The sequence below is a fragment of the Polaromonas sp. Polasp52 genome (assembly GCF_059491565.1).
In genome coordinates this window covers 2,990,327-3,011,831 of record NZ_CP168513.1, presented here as the reverse complement: position 1 = coordinate 3,011,831, position 21,505 = coordinate 2,990,327, and the positions used below count along the sequence as shown (strand labels likewise).

The following is a 21,505-nucleotide window of genomic DNA, read 5'->3' as shown; positions in this document are numbered from 1 at the left end:
ACATCGATGCCGACCACCCGCACAGACCCGCCTCTTTTCCCCGACACCGCGGCCGGCAAGGCGGAGCTCAAGGCACTGGCCAGGCTGCTGGCCCGGTGGCAGCCACCGCCAACCGGCATGGACGGCCAGCCGCCCTCCGGCAAAAAATCCGGCAAACCCTGGGCGCTGGCCGACCTGGACCCGGCCGCCAAGCCCTTTTCCTGCGGCGACAAGCAGCGCGACAAGGCCCTGGTCGAGACCCTGGCGGCGGAACTCGACGAGTTGCAGAACCTGTTCTACGCCGACAAGCGCTTCAAGCTGCTGGTCATCCTGCAGGGCACCGACACCGCCGGCAAGGACGGCACCCTGCGCGGCGTGTTCGGCCGCATCAGCCCGCTGGGCGTGCATACCGTGAGCTGGCGCGCGCCCAATGAGGCCGAGCGCGCCCACGACTACCTGTGGCGCATCCACCAGCAGGTCCCGGCGGCCGGCGAGATCACCCTCTTCAACCGCAGCCACTATGAGGACGTGCTGGTGCCGCCCGTCAAGGGCTGGATCACGCCGGCGCAGACGGCCCAGCGCTACCGCCACATCAACGACTTCGAGCGCCTGCTTGCGCAGACCGGCACCGTGGTCCTCAAGTTCATGCTGCACATCGGCCGCAACGAGCAGCGTGAGCGCCTGCAGGCGCGGCTGGACGACCCGACCAAGCAGTGGAAGTTCAACCTCGACGACCTGGAGGCGCGCAAGCAGTGGAAGCAGTACCAGCAGGCTTACGAGGACCTGCTGCGAGCCACCAGCACGCCCTGGGCGCCGTGGACGGTGGTGCCCGCCGACTCCAAGACCCACCGCAACCTGATGATCGCCACCGTGGTCCGCGCCACCCTGGTGCAGCTGGGCCTGCGCTTTCCGCCCTGCGATCCCGCGCTCAAGGACGTGAAAGTCCGCTGAGATTGAAGCCTGCCGCGCGATTCCCGCCCGGACTGCAAAAACAGTTTCACCCGTATCGGGGGTAATCGAAGAACCCTCCAGCCGTTGCGTTGGTGGAAACCCTCTTTGTAAGCCTTGGGCAAGGCGGAATGATGAGTGTTCTTAGTGTTCGTATGTTTTCCAACAACAGGAGACAGTCATGACCGAGAGCAAAAGCCCCCGCAGGCGCGGCCTGCTGAAAGGCGCCGCGATTGCCGCCGGCGCCCTGTCCGCCCCCATGGTCGCCATGGCGCAGACAACCTCCTTTCGCTTCCAGAGCACCTGGCCGGCCAAGGACATCTTCCACGAGTTTGCCAACGACTTCGCGAAAAAAGTCAACGACATGGCCGGCGGCCGCCTCAAGATAGAGGTGCTGCCCTCGGGCGCGGTCGTGCCGGCCTTCCAGCTGCTGGAAGCCGTGAACAAGGGCACGCTGGACGGCGGACATGGCGTGGTGGCCTACCACTACGGAAAAAATTCGGCGCTGGCCCTGTGGGGCTCCGGCCCCGGCTACGGCATGGACTCCAACATGGTGCTGGCCTGGCACAACTACGGCGGCGGCAAGGCCCTGCTCGAAGAAATCTACAAAGCCATCAACATGGACGTGGTGTCCTACCTCTACGGCCCCATGACCACCCAGCCGCTGGGCTGGTTCAAAAAACCCATTGCCAAGGCCGATGACCTCAAGGGCCTGAAGTACCGCACCGTGGGCCTGGCCGTGGACATGTTCACGCTGATGGGCGCCGCGGTCAACCCCCTGCCCGGCGGCGAAATCGTGCCGGCCCTGGACCGCGGCCTGATCGATGCGGCCGAGTTCAACAACGCCTCCTCAGACCGGGTCCTGGGTTTTCCGGACGTGGTGAAAAACTGCATGCTGCAGAGTTTTCACCAAAGCGGCGAGCAGTTCGAGATCCTGTTCAACAAGACCAAATACAACACCTTGCCGGCCGAACTCAAGGCCATCATCGACTATGCGGTGCAGGCGGCCAGTGCCGACATGAGCTGGAAGATGATAGACCGCAACTCCAGCGACTACATCGAGATGAAAAAGCAGGGGATCAAGTTCTACAAGACCTCGGACGCCGTGCTGCGCGCCCAGCTGGACGCCTGGGACAAGACCATCGCCAAGAAGGCCGGCGAGAACCCGCTGTTCCAGAAGGTGCTGGATTCGCAGAAGGCGTTCGCCCAGCGGGCCGTATCCTGGCACAACGACTATTCCGTCGACTTCAAGATGGCCTACAACCACTATTTCTCCGGCAAGAAAGCCTGACCGCCGGCGCTCGAGTTTGAGCCTGAAGCACAGCAGCCATCCGGTTCCACCTGGATGGCTGCTTTTCTTTGTCACCGCACGCCACCGGAACTGCCATGAACGTTCAACGTCTCCTGCACACCGCCGACGCCATCAGCACCTGGGTGGGCAAGGCTTTTGCCTGGCTCATCGTGGTGCTGATGCTGCTGGTCTGCGCCGAGGTCTTCAAGCGCTACGCGCTCAACGCGCCGACGGCCTGGATCTTCGATGCCAACAACATGCTCTACGGCACGCTGTTCATGATGGGCGGCGCCTACACCCTGGCCCATGACGGCCATGTGCGCGGGGACTTCCTGTACGGCAACATGAAGCCGCGCACCCAGGCCCTGCTGGACCTGGTGCTCTACGTCCTGTTCTTCCTGCCCGGCATCGCCGCGCTGACCTGGGCCGGCTGGACTTATTTCAACGACTCGTGGTCCATCCACGAGCAGACCTTCAACGCCGACCCGATCCCGCTTTACCCCTTCAAGTTCGTGATCCCGCTGGCCGGCGCCATCGTGCTGATGCAGGGAATCGCCGAGATGATCCGCTGCGTGGTCTGCCTCAGGACCGGCGCATGGACGCCCCGGCTCAAGGACGCCGAGGAAGCCGACGTGGTGGCCCAGCAACTGGCCGGCAGCGAATTCGTCGACGAGGACGCCAAGCGGCTTGCCATCGAAAAATCCAAGGGAATGAAGGGATAAATGATGAGCAATGCAGCACTCGGCATGACCATGCTCTGCCTCATCGTGGTCGTGATCATGCTGGGCTTTCCCACCGCCTTCACCCTGATGGGCCTGGGCATCATGTTCGGCTTCGTCGCCTTCTACGACCCGTCGGCGCACTGGCTGGACAACAAGATATTCGACCTCATGGTGCAGCGCGCCTTCGGGGCCATGACCAATGAGACCCTGTTGTCCATCCCGCTTTTTGTGCTGATGGGTTATGTGATGGAGCGCGGCGCGCTGGTGGACAAGATGTTCCACAGCGTGCAGCTGGCCTTTCGCAGCGTGCCGGGCTCGCTGGCCGTCACCACGCTGATCATCTGCACCTTCTGGGGCATCGCCAGCGGCCTGGTGGGCGCGGTCGTGGTGCTGATGGGCGTGATCGCCATGCGGCCCATGCTCAACGCCGGCTACGACACCCGGCTGGCGGCCGGCGTGATCACCGCCGGCGGCACACTGGGCATCCTGATCCCGCCCTCGGTGATGATCATCGTCTACGCCGCCGTCGCCGGCCAGTCGGTGGTCAAGCTGTACGCCGCCGCCATGTTTCCCGGCTTCTTCCTGGCCCTGCTCTACCTCGTCTACATCATCGTCTGGGTGTTGATCAATCCGAAGATCGCGCCCAAGCTGCCGCCCGAGCAGCAGCAGGTGCCGGTGCCGCCCTGGCTACACGCCGTTGCCGGCGCCTACTCGCGCCGCATGCTGCCCGCGCTGCTGGCCGCCACCGCCTCACCCGGCCGCGCCCTGAAGGCCGGCGTGGACGGCGTGAAGATCACGCGCGGCCTGCTGGCGCGCAGCCTGGGCCTGGCGCTGGTACCGCTGGCGCTGGCCGCCGTCACCCTGGGCGCCGTCTGGTGGTATGTGGTGATCCACTCCCAGGAAGACAACGTCGCCAGCGCCGCGGCGCAAGTCACCCAGCGGGCCCAGGCGCCCGCGGCGGCGGGCGCCGGCACCGGCCTGCAGGAAGCCCCCGGCGCCGAGGCGGTCCCCGCGCCGCCGTCCGCCAGCGGCGTGCAGGAACCGCCGGCCGAAACCAGCGGCCTGCAGGAGCTGTCGGCCCCGCCCGGCGCCGTCGGCGAACCGGCCGCCAGCCCCGCCAAGGACGAGCCCATGCAGCAGTTCGGCGACCCGGCGGCCGAAGGGCCGCGCACCGCCGCCGTTCCCGAGCTGTTCTTCACCGGCTTCTGGATCGCCTGCGCCATCACCTTGCTGCTGCTGGCCTGGTACTACTGGAAGTTCGACGCGGAGCAGTTCGAGATCCTGCGCCTGCTGGTCTCTTCCGTCATGCCGCTGGCCATACTCACCTTCGTCGTGCTGGCGGTGATCCTGTTCGGCATCACGACGGCCACCGAATCCGCGGCGGTCGGCGCGGCAGGCGCCTTCCTGATGGCCTGGCACGCCAAGACCCTGAACTTCCAGCGCATCAAGGAGGCGGTTTTCCTGACCGCCAAGACCACCTCCATGGTGTGCTGGCTGTTTGTCGGCTCGGCGCTGTTTTCGGCCGTGTTCGCCTTGCTGGGCGGGCAGGCCGTGATCGAGAGATGGGTGCTGTCGATGGAGCTCACGCCGCTGCAGTTCCTGCTGGTGTCGCAGGCCATCATCTTCATCCTCGGCTGGCCGCTCGAGTGGACCGAGATCATCGTGATCTTTGTGCCCATCTTCCTGCCGCTGCTGCAGCATTTCCAGATCGACCCCATCCTCTGGGGCGTGCTGGTCTTCGTCAACCTGCAGGCGGCCTTCCTGTCGCCACCCGTCGCGATGAGCGCCTTCTACCTCAAAGGCGTTTCGCCTTCGCACGTGACCCTGAACCAGATCTTCGCCGGCATGATGCCCTACATGCTGATCGTGATCCTGTGCATGGTCTTCATGTACATCTGGCCGGGCATGACGCTCTGGCTGCCCAAATTCCTGTACGGCGGCGGCTGAACGGCCGGTTCCGGCCCTGGGGGGGGCCCCCAATTCCCCGCCCCGGGGCGGGCGCTTGAAGAGCCCCCGCTTACGGAGTAAGATTGACGTTTACGTAAACGTCAACTACAGTGGGCAGGGCACCAATATGCCACCGCCCGGAGACAACCATGACCGACATGTCCGCTGAATACAAAGCGCTCGCCAGCTATCGCCCCACGCACAAGGTGCGCTTCATCACGGCGGCCAGCCTGTTCGACGGGCATGACGCGGCCATCAACATCATGCGGCGCATCCTGCAAAGCATGGGCGCCGAGGTCATCCACCTGGGCCACAACCGCAGCGTCGACGAGGTCGTGACGGCGGCCCTGCAGGAAGACGCCCAGGGCATCGCCATCAGCTCCTACCAGGGCGGGCATGTCGAGTACTTCAAGTACATGGTCGACCTGCTCAAAAGCCGCGGCGGCGAGCACATCCAGGTTTTCGGCGGCGGCGGCGGCGTGATCGTGCCGCCCGAGATCCGCGAGCTGCATGCCTACGGCGTCACCCGCATCTACAGCCCCGAAGACGGCCAGAAGATGGGCCTGGCCGGCATGATCGGCGAGATGGTCATGCGCTGCGACAAGGACCTGACCGGCTTTGCGCCCAAAAACGTCAAGGCCATTGAAGGCCATGGCGAGATGAACTGGCGGGCCCTGGCCCAGCTGATCACTGCGCTTGAGAATGGAAAGGCCGATGCGGCGCTGGTCGATAAGGTACGCACGCAAGCCGCCGCCAGCAAGATCCCCGTGCTCGGCATCACCGGCACCGGCGGCGCCGGCAAGTCCTCGCTGACCGACGAACTCATACGCCGCCTGCGCCTGGACCAGAACGACAAGCTGCGTGTGGCCGTCATCAGCATTGACCCCTCACGCCGCAAAAGCGGCGGCGCGCTGCTCGGCGACCGCATCCGCATGAACGCCATCAACCCCTGGACGGTTCCTGCGGCCGGCCAGAAAAACACCGACAGCGGCCAGCGCGTCTTCATGCGCTCCCTGGCCACACGCGACTTCGGCTCCGAAATCAGCCAGGCCTTGCCCGACGTGATCGCCGCCTGCAAATGCGCGGGCTTTGATTTGATCGTCGTCGAGACCTCGGGCATAGGCCAGGGCGATGCCGCCATCGTGCCGCATGTGGATGTGCCCATGTATGTGATGACGCCCGAGTTCGGCGCGGCCAGCCAGCTCGAAAAAATCGACATGCTGGACTTCGCCGAGTTCATCGCCATCAACAAGTTCGACCGCAAGGGCTCGCTCGATGCCTTGCGCGATGTCTCCAAGCAGGTGCAGCGCAACAAGGAAGCCTGGGGCACGCCGGCCGACAAGATGCCGGTCTTCGGCACCATGGCCGCGCGCTTTAACGACGACGGCGTGACCGCGCTGTACCAGGCGCTCAAGCCGCGCCTGGCCGCGCTGGGCCTGGCGCTCGAGGGCGGCGTGCTGCCCGCGGCCGGCGTGCGCCACAGCACCAACCAGACACCGGTGGTGCCGGCCGCGCGCACGCGCTACCTGGCCGAGATCAGCGACACGGTGCGCGGCTACAAAAAGCGCGCGCGCGCCCAGGCCCAGCTGGCGCGCGAGGTGCAGCAGCTCAAGGCGGCCGCCGCCATGCTGAAAATCGACAAGCCCGACCGCGCACCCGCCGCCGAGGCCGCGCTGGACCTGGCAGGCCACCGCAAGGCCCGCATGGACGCCGACGCCCGCGCCCTGCTGGCCCAGTGGCCCGACATGCAGGCCGCCTATGCCGGCGACGAATATGTCGTGAAAATCCGCGACAAGGAAATCCGCACCGCGCTGACCACCAAGTCACTCTCGGGCACCACCATACGCAAGGTGGCCCTGCCGCAGTACGAAGACCACGGCGAAATCCTCAAATGGCTGATGCTGGACAACGTGCCCGGCAGCTATCCCTATACCGCCGGCACCTTCGCCTTCAAGCGCGAGGGCGAGGACCCGACCCGCATGTTCGCCGGCGAGGGCGACCCCTTCCGCACCAACACCCGCTTCAAGCTGCTCAGCGAAGGCATGGCCGCCAAACGCCTGTCCACCGCCTTCGACTCGGTCACGCTTTACGGCAACGACCCGGCCCTGCGTCCCGACATCTACGGCAAAGTCGGCAACTCGGGCGTGTCGATCGCCACACTCGACGACATGAAGGTGCTGTACGACGGCTTTGACCTGTGCAACCCCTCGACCTCGGTCTCCATGACCATCAACGGCCCGGCGCCCACCATCCTGGCGATGTTCATGAACACGGCGATAGACCAGAATCTGGCCAAGTTCAAGAATGACAACGGCCGCGACCCGACGGCCACCGAAGCCGCCAAGATACGCGAATGGGTGCAGGAGAATGTGCGCGGCACGGTGCAGGCCGACATCCTGAAAGAAGACCAGGGCCAGAACACCTGCATCTTCTCCACCGAGTTCAGCCTCAAAGTCATGGGCGACATCGCCCAGTATTTTGTGCACAACCGGGTGCGCAACTTCTACAGCGTCTCCATCAGCGGCTACCACATCGCCGAAGCCGGCGCGAATCCCATCAGCCAGCTGGCTTTCACGCTGTCCAACGGCTTCACCTTTGTCGAAGCGTATCTCGCGCGCGGCATGCACATCGACGACTTCGCGCCCAACCTGAGCTTTTTCTTCAGCAACGGCATGGACCCGGAGTACACCGTGATGGGCCGCGTCGCGCGCCGCATCTGGGCCGTGGCCATGAAGGAAAAATACGGCGCCAACGAACGCAGCCAGAAACTCAAATACCACATCCAGACCTCGGGCCGCAGCCTGCACGCGCAGGAAATCCAGTTCAACGACATACGCACCACGCTGCAGGCGCTGATCGCGATTTATGACAACTGCAACTCGCTGCACACCAACGCGTTCGACGAAGCCATCACCACACCCACCGAGGAATCGGTGCGCCGCGCCATGGCCATCCAGCTCATCATCAACCGCGAATGGGGCCTGGCCAAGAACGAAAACCCCTCGCAGGGCGCGTTCATCATCGAGGAGCTCACCGAGCTGCTCGAGGAAGCGGTACTCAGCGAGTTCGAGCGCATCGCCGAGCGCGGCGGCGTGCTGGGCGCCATGGAAACCGGCTACCAGCGCGGCCGCATCCAGGACGAGTCCATGCACTACGAGATGCTCAAGCACACCGGCGAGCTGCCCATCATCGGCGTCAACACCTTCCGCAACCCGCACGGCGATGCGGTACAGGACAAGCTCGAACTGGCCCGCTCCACCGAGGAAGAAAAACAAAGCCAGCTCAAGCGCCTGGACGACTTCCACCGCCGCCACGCCGCCGAATCACCGGCCATGCTCAAGCGCCTGCAGCAGGCCGTGATTGAAAATCTCAATGTCTTCGAGGTACTGATGGACGCCGTGCGCGTCTGCTCCCTGGGGCAGATCACCAATGCGCTGTTTGAGGTGGGTGGGCAGTACCGGCGGAATATGTAAATCGCCGGGGGCTGCTATGACCCACTGATCAATGGCAAATTATTGGAGCTATTGACGAATCCTTCCAGCACTGGTGACGATGGATAACTCGACGAAGCTGGAGCCGGAGTGCTGTCCAGGTTTAAAGCTGATCAAGTAACCACCAAGGTCAAAATGACTCATGCCGTCCAAGGCTAGAACGGTCCCTTCTCGGTTGGGCCTGCTGCCTTGGCGGCGTATCGCCTCGGAAATGACACGAGCGGCGATGTAGCCCTCCATCATGGCGTAGCTCACAGGCACTTCCAGGTTACGCGCCTTGGCTGCAATGTCGGCAAATTCCTTGACGAGCGGGTTGGAGACTTTGTACGGACTTGGCGTCACTTGGGCGATAGCCACACCTTGCATTTGCTCCGGAGACAGCCGTTTGGAGAGTTGCTCGATGTCGGCGCCCGAATGCGCAAGCAGTTGAGCCGCGCCGCCAGCGATACGGTACTTCTCAATAAAGCCGGCCGCGGCAGCCCCGCTGGAAACCATGATGATCGCTTGCGGCTGCATGTTCATGAAAGTGTCCACGGCGTCAGTGACGTTGACCGTGTTTGCGACGTAGGAGCCGCGGCCCTCAATAGTTGCCCCGGCTTTCCTGGCCGCATCCTCGGCCGCGGCGATGACCGAAGTCGAACCCGGCCCAGCCTCATGGAAAAACCCCAGGCGCTTGATCCCGATGGTGGCCAAATGCTCAATGAGTCTGGAAATCTCGTCGCGCAGGCCTGCCCGCACGCTATACAGGTAGGGAACGTCCGGCTGGATCTCCGAAGTGCGGTAGCCCACCAGGGCAATCTTCTCTTTTGCCAAAATGCCCGCAGACACCAGACCGGCCACATTCCTGCCGCCAAAGTAGCCGGCCAGGACCATCGGGTTGTCCTCGGCAATCATCTGCTTTGTCAAGGTGACTGTGTCCTCGGGTGCTCCCCCGTCGTCCTTGCGCAAGAGTGTGAACTTATGGCCGTTGATACCGCCGGCCTTGTTCAGGGCGGTGAAATGCAATTGCATGCCGGCGGCGTAAGCGCGGCCCTGGCCGGCCTCCGGCCCTGACATGGGGCCGACCTGGCCCACCACGATCTCGGCGGCGAGTATCGGACCCGTTCCCGTCACAAGGGCAGCCACGGCCAGTGCCGTCAGGGCCTTGACGAAAGCCGACGATAAACAACGGTTGCGCATGATGAGAGCTTCCTTTTGTGCTGCGAATCCGACGGACCTGGGTATCGATCAGTGGTCAGCAAGGCTGTATTCCATGGATCAAGGAAGGGGCCCCGGCCCGCCTCTTCGTGGGCGGCCGAAACGCGTGCCGTCATCGACCTCGGCCTCGAACTGCAGCTGCGCCAGCAGTTGGCGAACCTTGACGCCTTGCGGTCTGGCAAGGCTGTCGCGAAGCGGTGCCAGGCGCTCCTCCGGAAGGATGCCCGCTGTGCATTGTTCGAATTTGACTTGCCGCTCCAAGGCCGAAAACGGATTCAGGAATGACCCTTTGGCGTGTTGAACGACGCGTTCCAGGCGTCGTCCGTCCTTCAAGGTCACGGCTGTGGTGTGGGGAAGCAGCTGCGTCGCGGTTTCTGTACGTGCCGGGTTCAAGCGCAATTCGACGCGTGGCATGAGCCGCCGGGTCATATCGTCATGCACCGCTTGCGGCGTGAAATCGGCCAAGGTGACCGTGCGGTAACGGAGCATCGTGGCCACCGCGTAAGGCATGGAGAACATGGCTTCGCGGGGATTCTCGGGCTCCGGGTATTTGAGGTTCACCAGGTTGACGCGCCCTACCCATGTTTCGACACGCTCAACGTCCTCCATGCCGAACCGGTTTTCGGTGGCGAGGGCTTGTAACGCGTCCAGACAGCGGTGTGTGGACGCACAGTTGGGATACAGCTTGAACGCCAGGCCGTGGCTGTCGATCGCCAGCGGGCCATCACCGACCGCAGCCACGGACTGCCAGTCGGCCGCAGAGCCCCCGGCGTAGAGCGCGCCAAACCCGTGCGGGCCTTCCAGGGCTTTCTCGCTGCCCGTGACACCCGACGCTGCAAGCGATGCGGCCAGGACACCGCCTTGCGCCGCCAATCCGGCATGTACGGGTTTCATGTCGGTGCCGAACTGGACCTTGGGTCCAGCTGCCATGGAAACGGCCAGGCTCAGGGCATGCGTCATCCTGGCCGCGTCCAGCCCAAGCAGTCTGCCGCAAGCCACTGCGGCAGCGATCACGCCAATGGTTTGAGTGCCGTGCCAGCCTTTTTCGGCATGAGACCGGTCCATCGCCATCCCGACGCGGGCCATCACCTCGCTCCCGACGATCAACGCGTCCAGCACGGCGTCCAGCGTGGCGTCCATCTCGTGGGCTTGCGCGAGGATGGCTGGGATCACAGCGCAGCCAAAATGGCCACCGGCGACGAAAAACATCTCATCCAGCTCCCGCGCATGGGCGGCCGTGCCGTTGGCCAGCGCACTGAAGGCGGCACAAGTCCCGGTGTTGCTGCCCACCACCGGGACCGGTCCCGCGACACGCAATCCCGCCCGCACCGAGGCGCAAACCGGGTCCCCCGCACCCGCCACCATGGCGGCGATGGTGTCCTCCAGGGAGTGCTCTGCCGTGCGCAGGGTGGATTCGCCCCAATGATTGGGGACCGTGGCGGCCCAGTGCGCGAGAACACGAGTAGCGGGAACGGAGGAACTGGGCATGCTTGTCTTTGAGGTGTGTTTGGTATGGGGTGCGCCTGTCAGCGCATCCTTGTGTGAAGCGAGTAGCCGAAACGCAACTGCAGGCCTACGCGAAAGGCCAGGCAACATCAGTCAAGCTTTACTCCGGCGGTACGGATGACGTCACCCCATTTTTTCGCCTCGCTATCGATATGCGTCTTAAAGAACTCAGGGCTTCCCCCGAGTGCGACCTGCCCTGTTTGCGCGAATTCGGCCTTTGTCGCAGGCGCCTGCAGCCAGTTGTTGATCTCGCGGTTCAGGCGCAAGATCACCGGCCGGGGCGTGCCGGACGGCGCCACAATGCCGCCCCAGGCGACTACCTCGAAGCCTGCAATGCCCGCCTCTTCCATGGTCGGCACGTCGGGCAGCAACGCCGAGCGACGTTTGCTGGTAACCGCGAGCGGACGCACCTTGCCCGACTGGATGGCGCCCACCATGGACGGCAGGTTGTCGAACATGAAATCGATTTGCCCGCCGATCAGGTCCGTCTGCGCCTGCGGGGCCCCACGGTAGGGAATGTGGCTGAAGCTGATGCCGGCTTTTTCCTTGAGGATTTCGCCGCTGAGGTGGCTGGTGGTGCCGTTGCCGCCCGAGCCCATGGCCAGGCGGCCCGGGTGGCTCTTGGCATAGATGACCAATTCGCGCACCGAGGTGATGGGCAAACCCTGGCGAACCACCAGGACGTTGGGGACCTGCGAGAGCACGGCCACCGGTGCCAAGTCCTTGTCGGGGTTGTAGGGCATCTTGGCGATCAGGCCGCGGTTGATGGCCATGGTCACGATATTGCCGAAGCCCAGCGTGTAACCGTCGGGCTTCGCGGTAGCCACCGCCTGCATGGCGATGGTGCCTGCCGCGCCCGGGCGATTCTCGACGATCACCGATTGCTTGAGCTTGTCCTGCAGGTAGTAGGCCAGCTTGCGGCTGGTCAGGTCGGGCGTACCGCCGGCGGACGAGGGCACGATCAGTTTGATAGGCTGGGTGGCGGGCCAATCCGCCGCCAGGACGGTGCCAGCCAGCGTGGCCGCCGCCAGCAGCAGTACAAGGCGTGCTTGAAATTTCGACATCTATGACTCCAACTTCTGTTCTTGAGGGGCGCCTTACCGGGCGCCCTGAATATCCGACATGCGCGATGGCCTGTCCAACGGAATAAGCGCATACCCCCCTGCATTTATTTCATGGCCACACAGCCTTTTTCATTGCGGACGAATGGATGCCACGCCAATAATGGCCGTAACCGCCATGAAATATCCGACGCAGCGCCACCTGCCCTCCATCGTCAACCTCAACACCTTCGAGGTGATTGCACGGCGCCTGAGCATCACGGCCGCAGCCGATGAACTGGGCCTGACGCAAAGCGCGGTGAGCCGCCAGCTGTCGGACCTGGAGGGCTTTGTCGGCGTTGCGCTGTGCCGGCGCACAACCAGCGGGATGGAGCTGACGGTTGACGGTGCCAGCTACCTGCGGCGGGTGAGAACTCTGCTGGACGAGCTGGAGTCGGCGACCATCGCCGCGTCCATGGGCTCCATGCCGGGCAAGATACTGCGGCTGTCTGTGCCCACCACCTTTGGCACGCTGTGGGCCATGCCACGGCTGTGCGCCTTCGCCACCGCGCACCGGCAGATCCAGCTGGACGTGGCCACGCATACCGGGCCCATCAGCATGCGCGACTCGGGGCTGGACGCGGCCATCGTCCACTGCGAAGGGCCGGAGCCTGGCTGCGTGGCCGACCTGCTGCACCCTCTGCACTCTTTTCCTCTTGCGGCGCCCACGCTGAGCCGGCTGGCGGCGCCGCTGACGGGCGCGCAAATGGCAGCACTGCCCTTGCTGCACCAGAGCATGGCGCCCAACTCATGGCCGGCCTACCTGCGGCAGCTGGGCGCGTCTGTAGAGGTCCCGATGCCGGGCGCCCACTACGGTCTGCTGTCGCTTGGATTGATGGCGGCAGAGGCCGGCCTGGGCGTCGCACTGGCGCCGGACTATGCGAGCGCCTCAGCGCTGCAAGCCGGGCGCCTGGTCAAGCTCAATGACAAGCCCTTCATTTCGCCGCGCAGTTACTTTCTGGTGACGACGAACGAGCGCGCCAAGGCGCCCGTCATCCAATCGCTGCGCCAGTGGTTGACAGGCCAGTCGCCGCCTGGCCCCTGACGCTGCGGCGGCTGCGCAGATGCGGGAAGATCACCAATACGCGGTGTGAGGTGGGCGGGCAGTGCCGGCGGAATAAGTAGGCTGCCCCCCGGTGGGCCAGCCCGAAGGAGCACCCTGAAGACCCATAAGAGGTGCAATGCCCATACTTATTCAGCCTTGATGCCGCGTTTGCGGGCCAGTGCGCCCCACCGCGTCATTTCGCTGGCGAGCAGTGCGCTGAACTCCTCTGGCTTCCCACCCGCCACGGACAGGCCGTCCTGTGCCATTCCCGCCTCCATGCCCGGTGCCGTCAGTGCGTCGTTGATCGCCCGATTGAGCTTGGCCTGAATTTCTTTTGGAAGCCCCTTTGGGGCCACCACGCCGTGCCAGTTGGTGACCTGGTAGCCAGGAAAGCCCGCTTCCATCACCGTCGGCACATCCGGGAGCGCGGGCAAGCGCTTGGGGGTGGTGACGGCCAACGCCCGTAGCTGCCCGGACTTCACGAAGGGCATTGTGGAGGCCACGGTTCCGAAGACCAGCTGGATGTGGCCGGCGATCGCATCGGTGAGGGCCGGCGAGGTGCCCTTATAAGGGGCGTGAACAACCTCGATGCCCGCGGTGTCCAGGAAGTATTCGGAAACCATGTGGACGATGCTTCCGTTGCCCGCTGAGCCATAGGTCAATTTTCCTGGCTGCTTTCTTGCCAAATCCACCAGTTCCTGCAAGTTCCTGGCCGGAACCTTCGGATTGACGGCAACGATGAAGGGGCCACGGGCCAACTGCGCGATGGGCGTGATGTCGTTGAGCGAATCGAAGGACAGCTTGTAAAGGCTGGGGTTGACTGTGTAGCTCGCGGCCGCAAGAAACAGCGTGTAGCCGTCAGCGGGCGCCTTCAGCGCCAGCTCGGCGCCCAGATTGCCGCCGGCCCCGGGCCTGTTCTCCACGATGACGGGTTGCCCGAGCTTTTCGCCCAGCCTGACTGCCAGAAGGCGTGCAATGAAATCCGAGCCGCCGCCCGGCGCAAAGGCCACGACGATCTTGACGGGTTTGGATGGGTAGCTGGGTTGTGCAACGGCCATTGAGCCAAGTCCGAAGGAGGTGGCCGCCACCATGCCGGCCGTCAAGATCCGGCGGCCTCGCTGACAGGTCCATCGCTTGATGGACCACCATGAAACGGCCCGCAGCAGCCGCGGCCCTGCAAGCCTGCCGGCCAAGGTTTTTATCGTGGGGTACATATCTGTCTCCTGTAGGTTTTGATGAAAAAAATGAACCGAGGTGTCAAAACAAGAATCCGCCAATTTGTATTAAGTGATCACTTTAAACATTAACAGGCGTGCTTAAAGATTCGAGGTTGAACAAAGATCTAGCGAGTGAAGACGTCCTTGCCGTGGACTTTTCCGCGACGGGCGCCATCGAGGTGTGCCCGCATCAGGGAGGCGGCCTGCAGGAACTCGTGCTGATTGATGGCGTCGAGGATGCCCAGGTGTTCCTGTGCCTGCGTTTGACGCGCCCCCCGCTTCGAAGCTTGCCGATACTCCACCAGGCGGCGAAGCTGGTTGATTCGCCTGACGGATTGCAGGACAAAGCGGTTGTTTGACCACTGCGCCAAGGTCTCGTGAAAGCGGCTGTTGGCTTCGAACAGCTCGATGGCGGTCATGGTCTTGAAGCCGCCGTCGACGATAAGCTGCTGCTCGCGGCGAAGCTCCTTCAACTGGCCGGCGTCGAACCGGAACGACGGGCCCAGCAGGCCGGTTGGCTCCACGGCCTGCCGGAATAGATAGCTCTCTTCATAGGCCTCGGGCGAATCGATCATCGAACTGAAGCACCATCCGTGTCCCACGCGCTGCTCGATCCAGCCCTCCTCGCTGATGCGCGCCAACACCTTGCGCAAAGTGCTGCGCGCGACATTAAAACGGCGCATCAGCTCGGCTTCAGTCACCTCGTCGGATAGCTTGCCCGCCTGGCGCTCCTCGGCGATGGCGAGATACAACGGGTCGTCGGGCTGGCTCGAGAACCTGGCGGCGACTGCGTCCCAGGCCTTGGCGTCCTGCACCAGAAAATAGCCGCGGTTGAGATCCTGCTGCAGGACTCCAAGTTTTGACAAGTGCCGCAGTGCGGCCTGCACGGGGGATCGGGAGGTTCCAATCTGCTCGGACAGGTGCACCTCCGGCAAGTGCTCACCGGCGCGCCGGCCTTCCCGGCGTACAAGCGCGACGATTTCCCTGGCAACCTTGGTTTGCAGGGGGGTGAGTTCGCGGGATGATGAAGTACTCATCAGCATAGTCTAGCCCGTCGCCTGGATTCCGCTGAGTCAGTCGATCTTCATGTTGAACTGCTTGATCAGCTTGGCCCAGCGAGCGCTTTCCTGCGCAATCAGCCGTCCAAAATCCTGCGGACTGGAACCGACAGGCTCGGTCATACCGGATTGCAGCCGCTCGCTGATCTCAGGCGTCTTGAGCGCCCCGGCCGCGGCGAAGTTGAGCCGCGAAATCACTTCTTGTGGCGTTCTCTTGGGGACAACCAGGCCAAACCAGGAGGCAAACTCATAACCCTTTACCCCGCTTTCTGCCACCGTCGGCACATTGGGGAGCGCTTTGGAGCGCTTGCTGCCCGTCACGGCCAAAGCCTTGAGTTTTCCGGCCCTGATGTGGGGGAGCGCACCCAGCGGGAAAGCCAGTACCAGATTGGTCTCGCCGCCCAATGTGCCGACGATGGCGGGGCCGCCACCCCGGTAGGGAACGTGGGTCAGGTCGACCTTGGCCATGGCCTTGAGCATCTCGCCGGCCATATGGTTTGCGCTGCCGCTGCCGGCCGTGCCATAGGTAAACCGGCCCGGCTCCTTGCGCGCCAGCTCCAGCAACTCCTTCAATGTATTCGCGGGAACCCCGGGATTCGCGCAGATCACCAGGTCGATTGAAGCAAGCTGGGTGACCGGCTCGAACTGGTCCAGCTTGAAACCCGGATTGAGATACAGGTGCGGATTGAAAACCATCGTGCCCTGGTTGACAAAGGTCACGGTGTAGCCATCAGGCGCGGCCTTGGCCCCGAGCGCCGTTCCAATGTTCCCGGCAGCGCCGCCACGGTTATCGATGATGACCGGTTGCCCGAGCAATTCCTGCATCTTGGCCTGGAGAGTCCGGCATACCGCATCCGCATCGCCGCCGGCGGGCTGCGGAACGATCAGGGTAATGGGCTTGCTGGGGTAGCGGCCCTGGGCACCGGCTGCCTGGGGAAGGAATCCGCCAAGCGTGGGCAGTGCCGCACCGGACATGGCTTTGAGAAGGGCTCTGCGGTCAATGGTGTTCATGGCGTCTCCTATCAATAAGTACGTCGATTGACGATTGTTGAATGTGATCATAAAATACAATCAACAAAGAATCAACCTGCCGCTTATCCGGACAAACCATGACCTCCATCGCCCCCATTCCCCTGCCTGGCACCAAGCTCACTTACTACGATGTCCGATCCGCGATCGAGGCCGCGGCCCCGGGCGCGTTTGTAAAGTTGCCCTATACGTCCCGCGTGTTCGCGGAGAACCTTTTGAGGAAAAGCACGGCGCAAACCCTGACAGGAGGCTTGCCCGCCCTCCTGAGTGCGCTCGCCGTGCGCAGCCACGACAAGGATTTCCCGTTCTATCCGGCGCGTGTCGTACTGCAGGACCTGCTGGGTACGCCGGCGCTGGTTGACCTGGCGGGAATGCGCGATGCGGTCGCGGAAGCTGGCGGCGACCCGCGCCGGGTGAATCCGGTTGTTCCAACGCAGCTGGTCGTTGACCATTCGCTCAACGTTGAAGTGGCAGGCTCGGAAGCAGATGCCATGAGCAGGAACATGGAAAGCGAACAGCGCAAGAACGCCGAGCGCTTCGAATTCCTGGCCTGGTGCAAGAAGGCTTTCACCAACCTGGATGTCCTGATGCCAGGCAGCGGCATCCTCCACCAGATCAACATCGAACGCATGTCGCCGGTCATCCAGGTGGACAAGGGCGTCGCTTACCCGGATACGCTGGTCGGCACGGACAGCCACACCACGATGATCGATGCTTTGGGTGTCGTGGGATGGGGCGTCGGCGGATTGGAGGCTGAGTCAGTAATGCTCGGCCGTGCGATCTGGATGCGCCTGCCTCAACTCGTCAAGATGCAGCTAGAAGGGGCCGTCCGTCCTGGCGTACTCGCAACCGATGTGGTACTGGCCTTGACCGAGTTCCTGCGTGGGCAAAATGTCGTAGGCGCGATTCTTGAGTTTCACGGATCCGGTGCCGCGGCACTTCCACTGGCCGACAGAGCCACCATCTCGAACATGGCACCGGAGTTCGGCGCCACGGCGGCAATGTTTGCCATCGACGAACGCACGCTCGACTACATGTTGCTGACGGGGCGCACCGGGGCCCAGGTCGACCTGACCCGTGCTTATGCCAAGGCACAAGGACTGTGGGCCGACCAGTTCTCCGAAGCGGAGTTCGACCGAACGCTGTCGTTTGACCTGGGAACCGTCGTCCGGTCGTTGGCGGGACCCAGCGACCCACATCAGCGGATTTCTCTGGCAAGCCTCAGGACCAAAGGCATTGCCCAGGAATCCCCAAACGTACCGACAAGCGGCCCGATACCCGATGGAGCGGTGCTGATCGCGGCCATCACCAGTTGCACCAACACCTCCAATCCACGCAGCATGATCGCCGCGGGACTGTTGGCCCGCAAGGCCGTCGAACGGGGATTGACGCGCAAACCCTGGGTAAAAACATCACTTGCGCCCGGCTCCAAAGCCGTTGAGCTGTACCTTGCATCGGCCGGACTGTTGGAGCCCCTCCAACAACTGGGCTTCGGCATCATCGGTTTCGGGTGTACATCGTGCAATGGCATGTCGGGCCCGCTGGCACCGGCCATTGAAAGTGAAGTTCTTTCCCGCAAGGTGCATACCACCGCCGTGCTGTCCGGCAACAGAAACTTCGACGGCCGGGTGCACCCCCATGTGAAGGAGGCTTTCCTGGCATCGCCTGCGCTGGTCGTGGCCTATGCCATCACGGGCTCCATCCGCGTCGACATGGAGTCGGGCGTCCTGATCAAGGATGCCGACGGCGCGGACGTTCTGCTGTCGCAGCTCTGGCCCTCGGATGCCGAGATTGACGAGGCGCTGCAAGCCAGCGTCAAGCCCGAACAGTTCACCAGCGTCTATGACCCCATGTTCAACCGCGGTTCAGGCCAGGCATCAGGAACCGAGGAAGAAGTACCGGTGCGGTTTGCCTGGCGCGCGTCCAGCACCTACATCCGCCGCCCGCCTTACTGGGAGGACGAATTCACCACAGTGGGCAAGTTCACGGGCCTGCGCCCGCTCGCGGTTCTGGGCGACAACGTGACCACCGACCACCTGTCGCCATCGGGCGCCATTCTCGCGGACAGCGCCGCTGGAGAATTCCTGCAATCGCACGGCGTTGCACCAGCGGACTTCAACTCATACGGTACCCGCCGTGGCAACCATATAGCGGCAATTCGCGCTACCTTCGCCAACCACCGCCTGAAGAATGAAATGGCCGGCCGGGAAGGATCGCTCACACGCCTGCAGCCCGACAGTGTCGTGATGAGGCTTTTCGACGCCGCCGAGACCTATATGCAGCGGGGCCAGCCGCTCATCATCGTTGCCGGTAAAAACTACGGGTCGGGATCGTCACGGGACTGGGCCGCCAAGGGCGTTCGACTGATCGGCGTCAAGGTTGTGGTTTGCGAGAACTTCGAACGCATACACCGCACAAATCTTGTGGGCATGGGCGTACTGCCGCTTGAATTTCGCACTGGTGTGACGAGAAAAACCCTGGAGATTAACGGAACCGAAACATTCGACATCGAGGGAATTGAAGAGGCGTCTCCAGGCCCTGGCTCAGAGTTGACGCTGGTCATTCATCGCCTGGGAGGATCCGTCGCGCGCGTTCCCGTGGTGTGCAGGATAGATACCGAAGAGGAGCGGCAGATCTTTGCCGCTGGAGGCCTGTTGCAGCGCATTGAAACGGAGTTCATGAAAGCGGCCGCTTGATGCCAGCTTCTGCCTATCGCTGGTTTGCCTACGTCGGCTCCAGAACCACCCGCGAGCGCAACGCCCGCGGAAAAGGGCTGTCTGTCTATGGAGTTCCCGCAAGCGGCCCGTGGGAGCTGGTGCAACAGATCACAGGCCTCGTCAATCCTTCATTTCTGTGCCTGGCGTTCTCCGGGGCCGCGCTCTATACCGTGCATGGGGATCACAGCCATGTCAGCTCTTTCAGCATCGACCCGCGTAGCGGCATGGTGGAGCAGACCGGAGAGCAAGACGCGGGCGGGAAAAATCCGGTTCACTTGGTGCTTTCCCGTTCGCAGCGCTGGCTTCTGGTCGCCAACTACGCGACCGGAAATGTGGTGTCACTTCCAGTGCGGCCTGACGGTTCCTTGGGGCAGATGGCCAGTTCGCTGAGCCTGCCGGGCGCCCACGGCCCACACTCCCAGCAGAAGGGATCGCATCCGCACCAGATCTGCATGGACTCCATGGGCCGGTGGCTGTATGTCCCCGACAAAGGCCTGGACAAGGTATTCAGCTTGTCTTTGCATGAAGCAAGCGGTGAGCTCAAACTTGCCGGCACACTGGAATTTCCATCCGGCACCGGCCCACGCCATATGGCCATGCACCCAAGCTTGCCCAGGGCTTATGTCGTCGGCGAACTGGATCGAACGGTTTCCGCCTGCCGAGTCAACCCCGCAACCGGGGTGCTTGACTTGCTGGATACGGTATCCACCGTACCCGCCGGCGCCGATTCCGGCTCCGCCGCGGGCATCGTCATCGCAAGCGCGAGCCGGTCCTTGCATGTTTCCAATCGAGGACAGGACAGTGTTGCGTCCTTCCGAATCAGTGGCGATACAGGGGCTTTGACCGACCCGACATGGGCATCGACAGGTGGCGCGACCCCTCGCTTTATCAGTTGCATGCCCGATGGCGATCTGCTTCTGGCCGCCAACGAAGACACCGACAGCTTGACGGCTGCGGCATTGAACGCCACCCGCCACGAAGCTTTGAAATTTCAACCACTCCTTCAGACCGAAAGCCCGGTTTGCGTTATCTTCAGGAAAGCACAGCCATGAGCTCACAACAACAGATCGGAATCAAAGCCACCTATATGCGGGGAGGCACCAGCAAGGGCGTCTTCTTCACACCCGAGGACCTGCCCGCCCCGGCTCAAAGGGATTCAGCGCTGCGCGACGCCATCATGCTGCGTGTCGTCGGAAGCCCGGACCCTTATGGCAAACACATCGACGGCATGGGTGGCGCAACATCCAGCACCAGCAAAGTGGTTCTGGTTGGCCCCAGCTCCCGGCCGGACTGCGACGTGGATTACTCTTTTGGCGCCGTGTCCATCGACACAGCCGTGGTGGATTGGAGCGGGAATTGTGGCAACCTGACCGCGGCTGTAGGTCCTTTTGCGATCGCTCGCGGCCTGGTCAAAGCGCCTTCAGAGGGTATGGCCGTGGTTCGAATCTGGCAGGCCAATATCGGCAAAAAAATCGTGGCCCACGTGCCAATGGCCGGAGGCCAGGTCCAGGAACTGGGCGACTTTGAACTCGACGGGGTGACCTTTCCAGCCGCTGAGATCAAGCTGGAGTTTCTCGATCCCGGCGCCGACGAGGACAGCGAAGGCGGCGCCATGTTCCCGACAGGCAACATGATTGACCGGATAGACATTCCCGGTGTCGGCACTGTAGAGGCAACCCTGATCAATGCCGGCAACCCCACCATCTTCATTGATGCCGCGACAGTGGGTTTAAAAGGCAATGAGTTGCAGGATGCAGTCAATTCGAACGCGGAATTCCTGGCCCGCTGCGAGGCCATCCGTGCTCATTGTGCGGTTCTCATGGGGCTGGCAAGCACCGCAGCAGAAGCGACCGAAAAGCGCTTCCATACACCCAAACTCGCTTTTGCGGCCAAGCCGTTGGACTACACATCATCGAATGGAAAGTTTGTTGCCGCGGCGGACATCGACCTCCTGGTACGCATCATGTCCATGGGCAAGCTGCACCATGCAATGACGGGAACAGGTGCCGTAGCGATTGCTGTGGCCGGTGCCATTCCCGGAACACTTGTGAGCCGTCTTCTTCCTTCAGGTTCCAGCGCGGCCGTACGTTTCGGCCACCCCTCGGGTGCGCTCAGTGTCGGTGCGCTGGCTCAGGAGACACCTGATGGCTGGGTGGTGACCCAGGCTGTGATGAGCCGGAGTGCGCGCCGTCTGATGATGGGAGAAGTGCTCATTCCCCCGCCCCAGGCGTAGCACGGCACTTCGATGGCGCCGGTTA

General features: G+C 63.1%; 15 protein-coding genes. 9 read left to right on the top strand and 6 right to left on the bottom strand.

What is annotated here, in order from left to right; genetic code table 11:
- The first annotated feature begins 6 nt into the window (after window positions 1-6).
- The 5 genes from ACEN9P_RS14085 to icmF all read left to right on the top strand — a co-directional run bounded on the left by ACEN9P_RS14085 (window position 7) and on the right by icmF (window position 8,360).
- On the top strand, window positions 7-930 hold the full coding sequence (locus ACEN9P_RS14085) for a PPK2 family polyphosphate kinase (protein WP_495619604.1): 924 nt from the start codon (window positions 7-9) through the stop codon (window positions 928-930).
- A 178-nt stretch (window positions 931-1,108) separates the two neighbouring features.
- Complete coding sequence (locus ACEN9P_RS14080; RefSeq protein ID WP_477664450.1) at window positions 1,109-2,218, top strand: TRAP transporter substrate-binding protein; 1,110 nt, start codon at window positions 1,109-1,111, stop codon at window positions 2,216-2,218.
- A 95-nt stretch (window positions 2,219-2,313) separates the two neighbouring features.
- On the top strand, window positions 2,314-2,940 hold the full coding sequence (locus ACEN9P_RS14075; RefSeq protein WP_477664449.1) for a TRAP transporter small permease subunit: 627 nt from the start codon (window positions 2,314-2,316) through the stop codon (window positions 2,938-2,940).
- A 3-nt stretch (window positions 2,941-2,943) separates the two neighbouring features.
- Window positions 2,944-4,887 (top strand): TRAP transporter large permease, encoded by a 1,944-nt coding sequence (locus tag ACEN9P_RS14070; protein WP_477700902.1) that lies wholly within the window; start codon window positions 2,944-2,946, stop codon window positions 4,885-4,887.
- Between the two features lie 149 nt (window positions 4,888-5,036).
- On the top strand, window positions 5,037-8,360 hold the full coding sequence (gene icmF, locus ACEN9P_RS14065; RefSeq protein ID WP_495619603.1) for a fused isobutyryl-CoA mutase/GTPase IcmF: 3,324 nt from the start codon (window positions 5,037-5,039) through the stop codon (window positions 8,358-8,360).
- A gap of 48 nt (window positions 8,361-8,408) precedes the next feature.
- Here the strand turns inward: icmF and ACEN9P_RS14060 are convergent, their stop codons facing one another.
- The 3 genes from ACEN9P_RS14060 to ACEN9P_RS14050 all read right to left on the bottom strand — a co-directional run bounded on the left by ACEN9P_RS14060 (window position 8,409) and on the right by ACEN9P_RS14050 (window position 12,145).
- A complete protein-coding gene (locus tag ACEN9P_RS14060; RefSeq protein WP_495619602.1) occupies window positions 8,409-9,557 on the bottom strand; it encodes an ABC transporter substrate-binding protein in 1,149 nt (382 codons plus the stop codon).
- Between the two features lie 78 nt (window positions 9,558-9,635).
- On the bottom strand, window positions 9,636-11,063 hold the full coding sequence (locus ACEN9P_RS14055) for an MmgE/PrpD family protein (RefSeq protein WP_495619601.1): 1,428 nt from the start codon (window positions 11,061-11,063) through the stop codon (window positions 9,636-9,638).
- Window positions 11,064-11,170: 107 nt separating this feature from the next.
- Window positions 11,171-12,145: a Bug family tripartite tricarboxylate transporter substrate binding protein gene (locus tag ACEN9P_RS14050; protein ID WP_495619600.1), complete on the bottom strand. Its 975-nt coding sequence runs from the start codon at window positions 12,143-12,145 to the stop codon at window positions 11,171-11,173.
- A gap of 175 nt (window positions 12,146-12,320) precedes the next feature.
- Here ACEN9P_RS14050 and ACEN9P_RS14045 point away from each other — a divergent pair, with 175 nt between their 5' ends.
- Complete coding sequence (locus ACEN9P_RS14045) at window positions 12,321-13,226, top strand: LysR substrate-binding domain-containing protein (RefSeq protein ID WP_495619599.1); 906 nt, start codon at window positions 12,321-12,323, stop codon at window positions 13,224-13,226.
- A 146-nt stretch (window positions 13,227-13,372) separates the two neighbouring features.
- On the opposite strand, the gene ACEN9P_RS14040 is transcribed toward ACEN9P_RS14045, so the two are convergent.
- The 3 genes from ACEN9P_RS14040 to ACEN9P_RS14030 all read right to left on the bottom strand — a co-directional run bounded on the left by ACEN9P_RS14040 (window position 13,373) and on the right by ACEN9P_RS14030 (window position 16,512).
- The gene (locus tag ACEN9P_RS14040) at window positions 13,373-14,440 is read right to left on the bottom strand and encodes a tripartite tricarboxylate transporter substrate binding protein (protein ID WP_495619598.1); all 1,068 of its coding nucleotides are present in this window, start codon (window positions 14,438-14,440) and stop codon (window positions 13,373-13,375) included.
- A gap of 128 nt (window positions 14,441-14,568) precedes the next feature.
- Complete coding sequence (locus ACEN9P_RS14035; RefSeq protein WP_495619597.1) at window positions 14,569-15,480, bottom strand: GntR family transcriptional regulator; 912 nt, start codon at window positions 15,478-15,480, stop codon at window positions 14,569-14,571.
- Window positions 15,481-15,516: 36 nt separating this feature from the next.
- Window positions 15,517-16,512, bottom strand: coding sequence for a Bug family tripartite tricarboxylate transporter substrate binding protein (locus ACEN9P_RS14030; protein ID WP_495619596.1), 996 nt, complete (start codon window positions 16,510-16,512; stop codon window positions 15,517-15,519).
- Between the two features lie 98 nt (window positions 16,513-16,610).
- Between ACEN9P_RS14030 and acnA the strand changes: the two genes are divergently transcribed.
- From acnA to prpF, 3 genes are read left to right on the top strand one after another with little or no spacing between them, the layout of a single operon-like run.
- Window positions 16,611-19,226 (top strand): aconitate hydratase AcnA, encoded by a 2,616-nt coding sequence (acnA, locus tag ACEN9P_RS14025; RefSeq protein WP_495619595.1) that lies wholly within the window; start codon window positions 16,611-16,613, stop codon window positions 19,224-19,226.
- Complete coding sequence (locus tag ACEN9P_RS14020; protein WP_495619594.1) at window positions 19,226-20,299, top strand: lactonase family protein; 1,074 nt, start codon at window positions 19,226-19,228, stop codon at window positions 20,297-20,299. The genes acnA and ACEN9P_RS14020 overlap by 1 nt, the downstream gene beginning before the upstream one ends.
- A complete protein-coding gene (prpF, locus tag ACEN9P_RS14015; RefSeq protein ID WP_495619593.1) occupies window positions 20,296-21,480 on the top strand; it encodes a 2-methylaconitate cis-trans isomerase PrpF in 1,185 nt (394 codons plus the stop codon). Before ACEN9P_RS14020 ends, prpF begins: the two co-directional genes overlap by 4 nt.
- Window positions 21,481-21,505: the final 25 nt, after the last annotated feature.

What these genes read in the sequence shown, in the direction of transcription:
- ACEN9P_RS14080 (WP_477664450.1), top strand. Translation starts at nt 1,109, where the DNA reads ATGACCGAGAGCAAAAGCCCCCGCAGGCGCGGCCTGCTGAAAGGCGCC.
- ACEN9P_RS14040 (WP_495619598.1), bottom strand. Translation starts at nt 14,440, where the DNA reads ATGTACCCCACGATAAAAACCTTGGCCGGCAGGCTTGCAGGGCCGCGG.
- ACEN9P_RS14060 (WP_495619602.1), bottom strand. Translation starts at nt 9,557, where the DNA reads ATGCGCAACCGTTGTTTATCGTCGGCTTTCGTCAAGGCCCTGACGGCA.
- ACEN9P_RS14045 (WP_495619599.1), top strand. Translation starts at nt 12,321, where the DNA reads ATGAAATATCCGACGCAGCGCCACCTGCCCTCCATCGTCAACCTCAAC.
- ACEN9P_RS14020 (WP_495619594.1), top strand. Translation starts at nt 19,226, where the DNA reads ATGCCAGCTTCTGCCTATCGCTGGTTTGCCTACGTCGGCTCCAGAACC.
- ACEN9P_RS14075 (WP_477664449.1), top strand. Translation starts at nt 2,314, where the DNA reads ATGAACGTTCAACGTCTCCTGCACACCGCCGACGCCATCAGCACCTGG.
- ACEN9P_RS14055 (WP_495619601.1), bottom strand. Translation starts at nt 11,063, where the DNA reads ATGCCCAGTTCCTCCGTTCCCGCTACTCGTGTTCTCGCGCACTGGGCC.
- ACEN9P_RS14035 (WP_495619597.1), bottom strand. Translation starts at nt 15,480, where the DNA reads ATGAGTACTTCATCATCCCGCGAACTCACCCCCCTGCAAACCAAGGTT.
- icmF (WP_495619603.1), top strand. Translation starts at nt 5,037, where the DNA reads ATGACCGACATGTCCGCTGAATACAAAGCGCTCGCCAGCTATCGCCCC.
- prpF (WP_495619593.1), top strand. Translation starts at nt 20,296, where the DNA reads ATGAGCTCACAACAACAGATCGGAATCAAAGCCACCTATATGCGGGGA.
- ACEN9P_RS14070 (WP_477700902.1), top strand. Translation starts at nt 2,944, where the DNA reads ATGAGCAATGCAGCACTCGGCATGACCATGCTCTGCCTCATCGTGGTC.
- ACEN9P_RS14030 (WP_495619596.1), bottom strand. Translation starts at nt 16,512, where the DNA reads ATGAACACCATTGACCGCAGAGCCCTTCTCAAAGCCATGTCCGGTGCG.
- ACEN9P_RS14050 (WP_495619600.1), bottom strand. Translation starts at nt 12,145, where the DNA reads ATGTCGAAATTTCAAGCACGCCTTGTACTGCTGCTGGCGGCGGCCACG.
- ACEN9P_RS14085 (WP_495619604.1), top strand. Translation starts at nt 7, where the DNA reads ATGCCGACCACCCGCACAGACCCGCCTCTTTTCCCCGACACCGCGGCC.
- acnA (WP_495619595.1), top strand. Translation starts at nt 16,611, where the DNA reads ATGACCTCCATCGCCCCCATTCCCCTGCCTGGCACCAAGCTCACTTAC.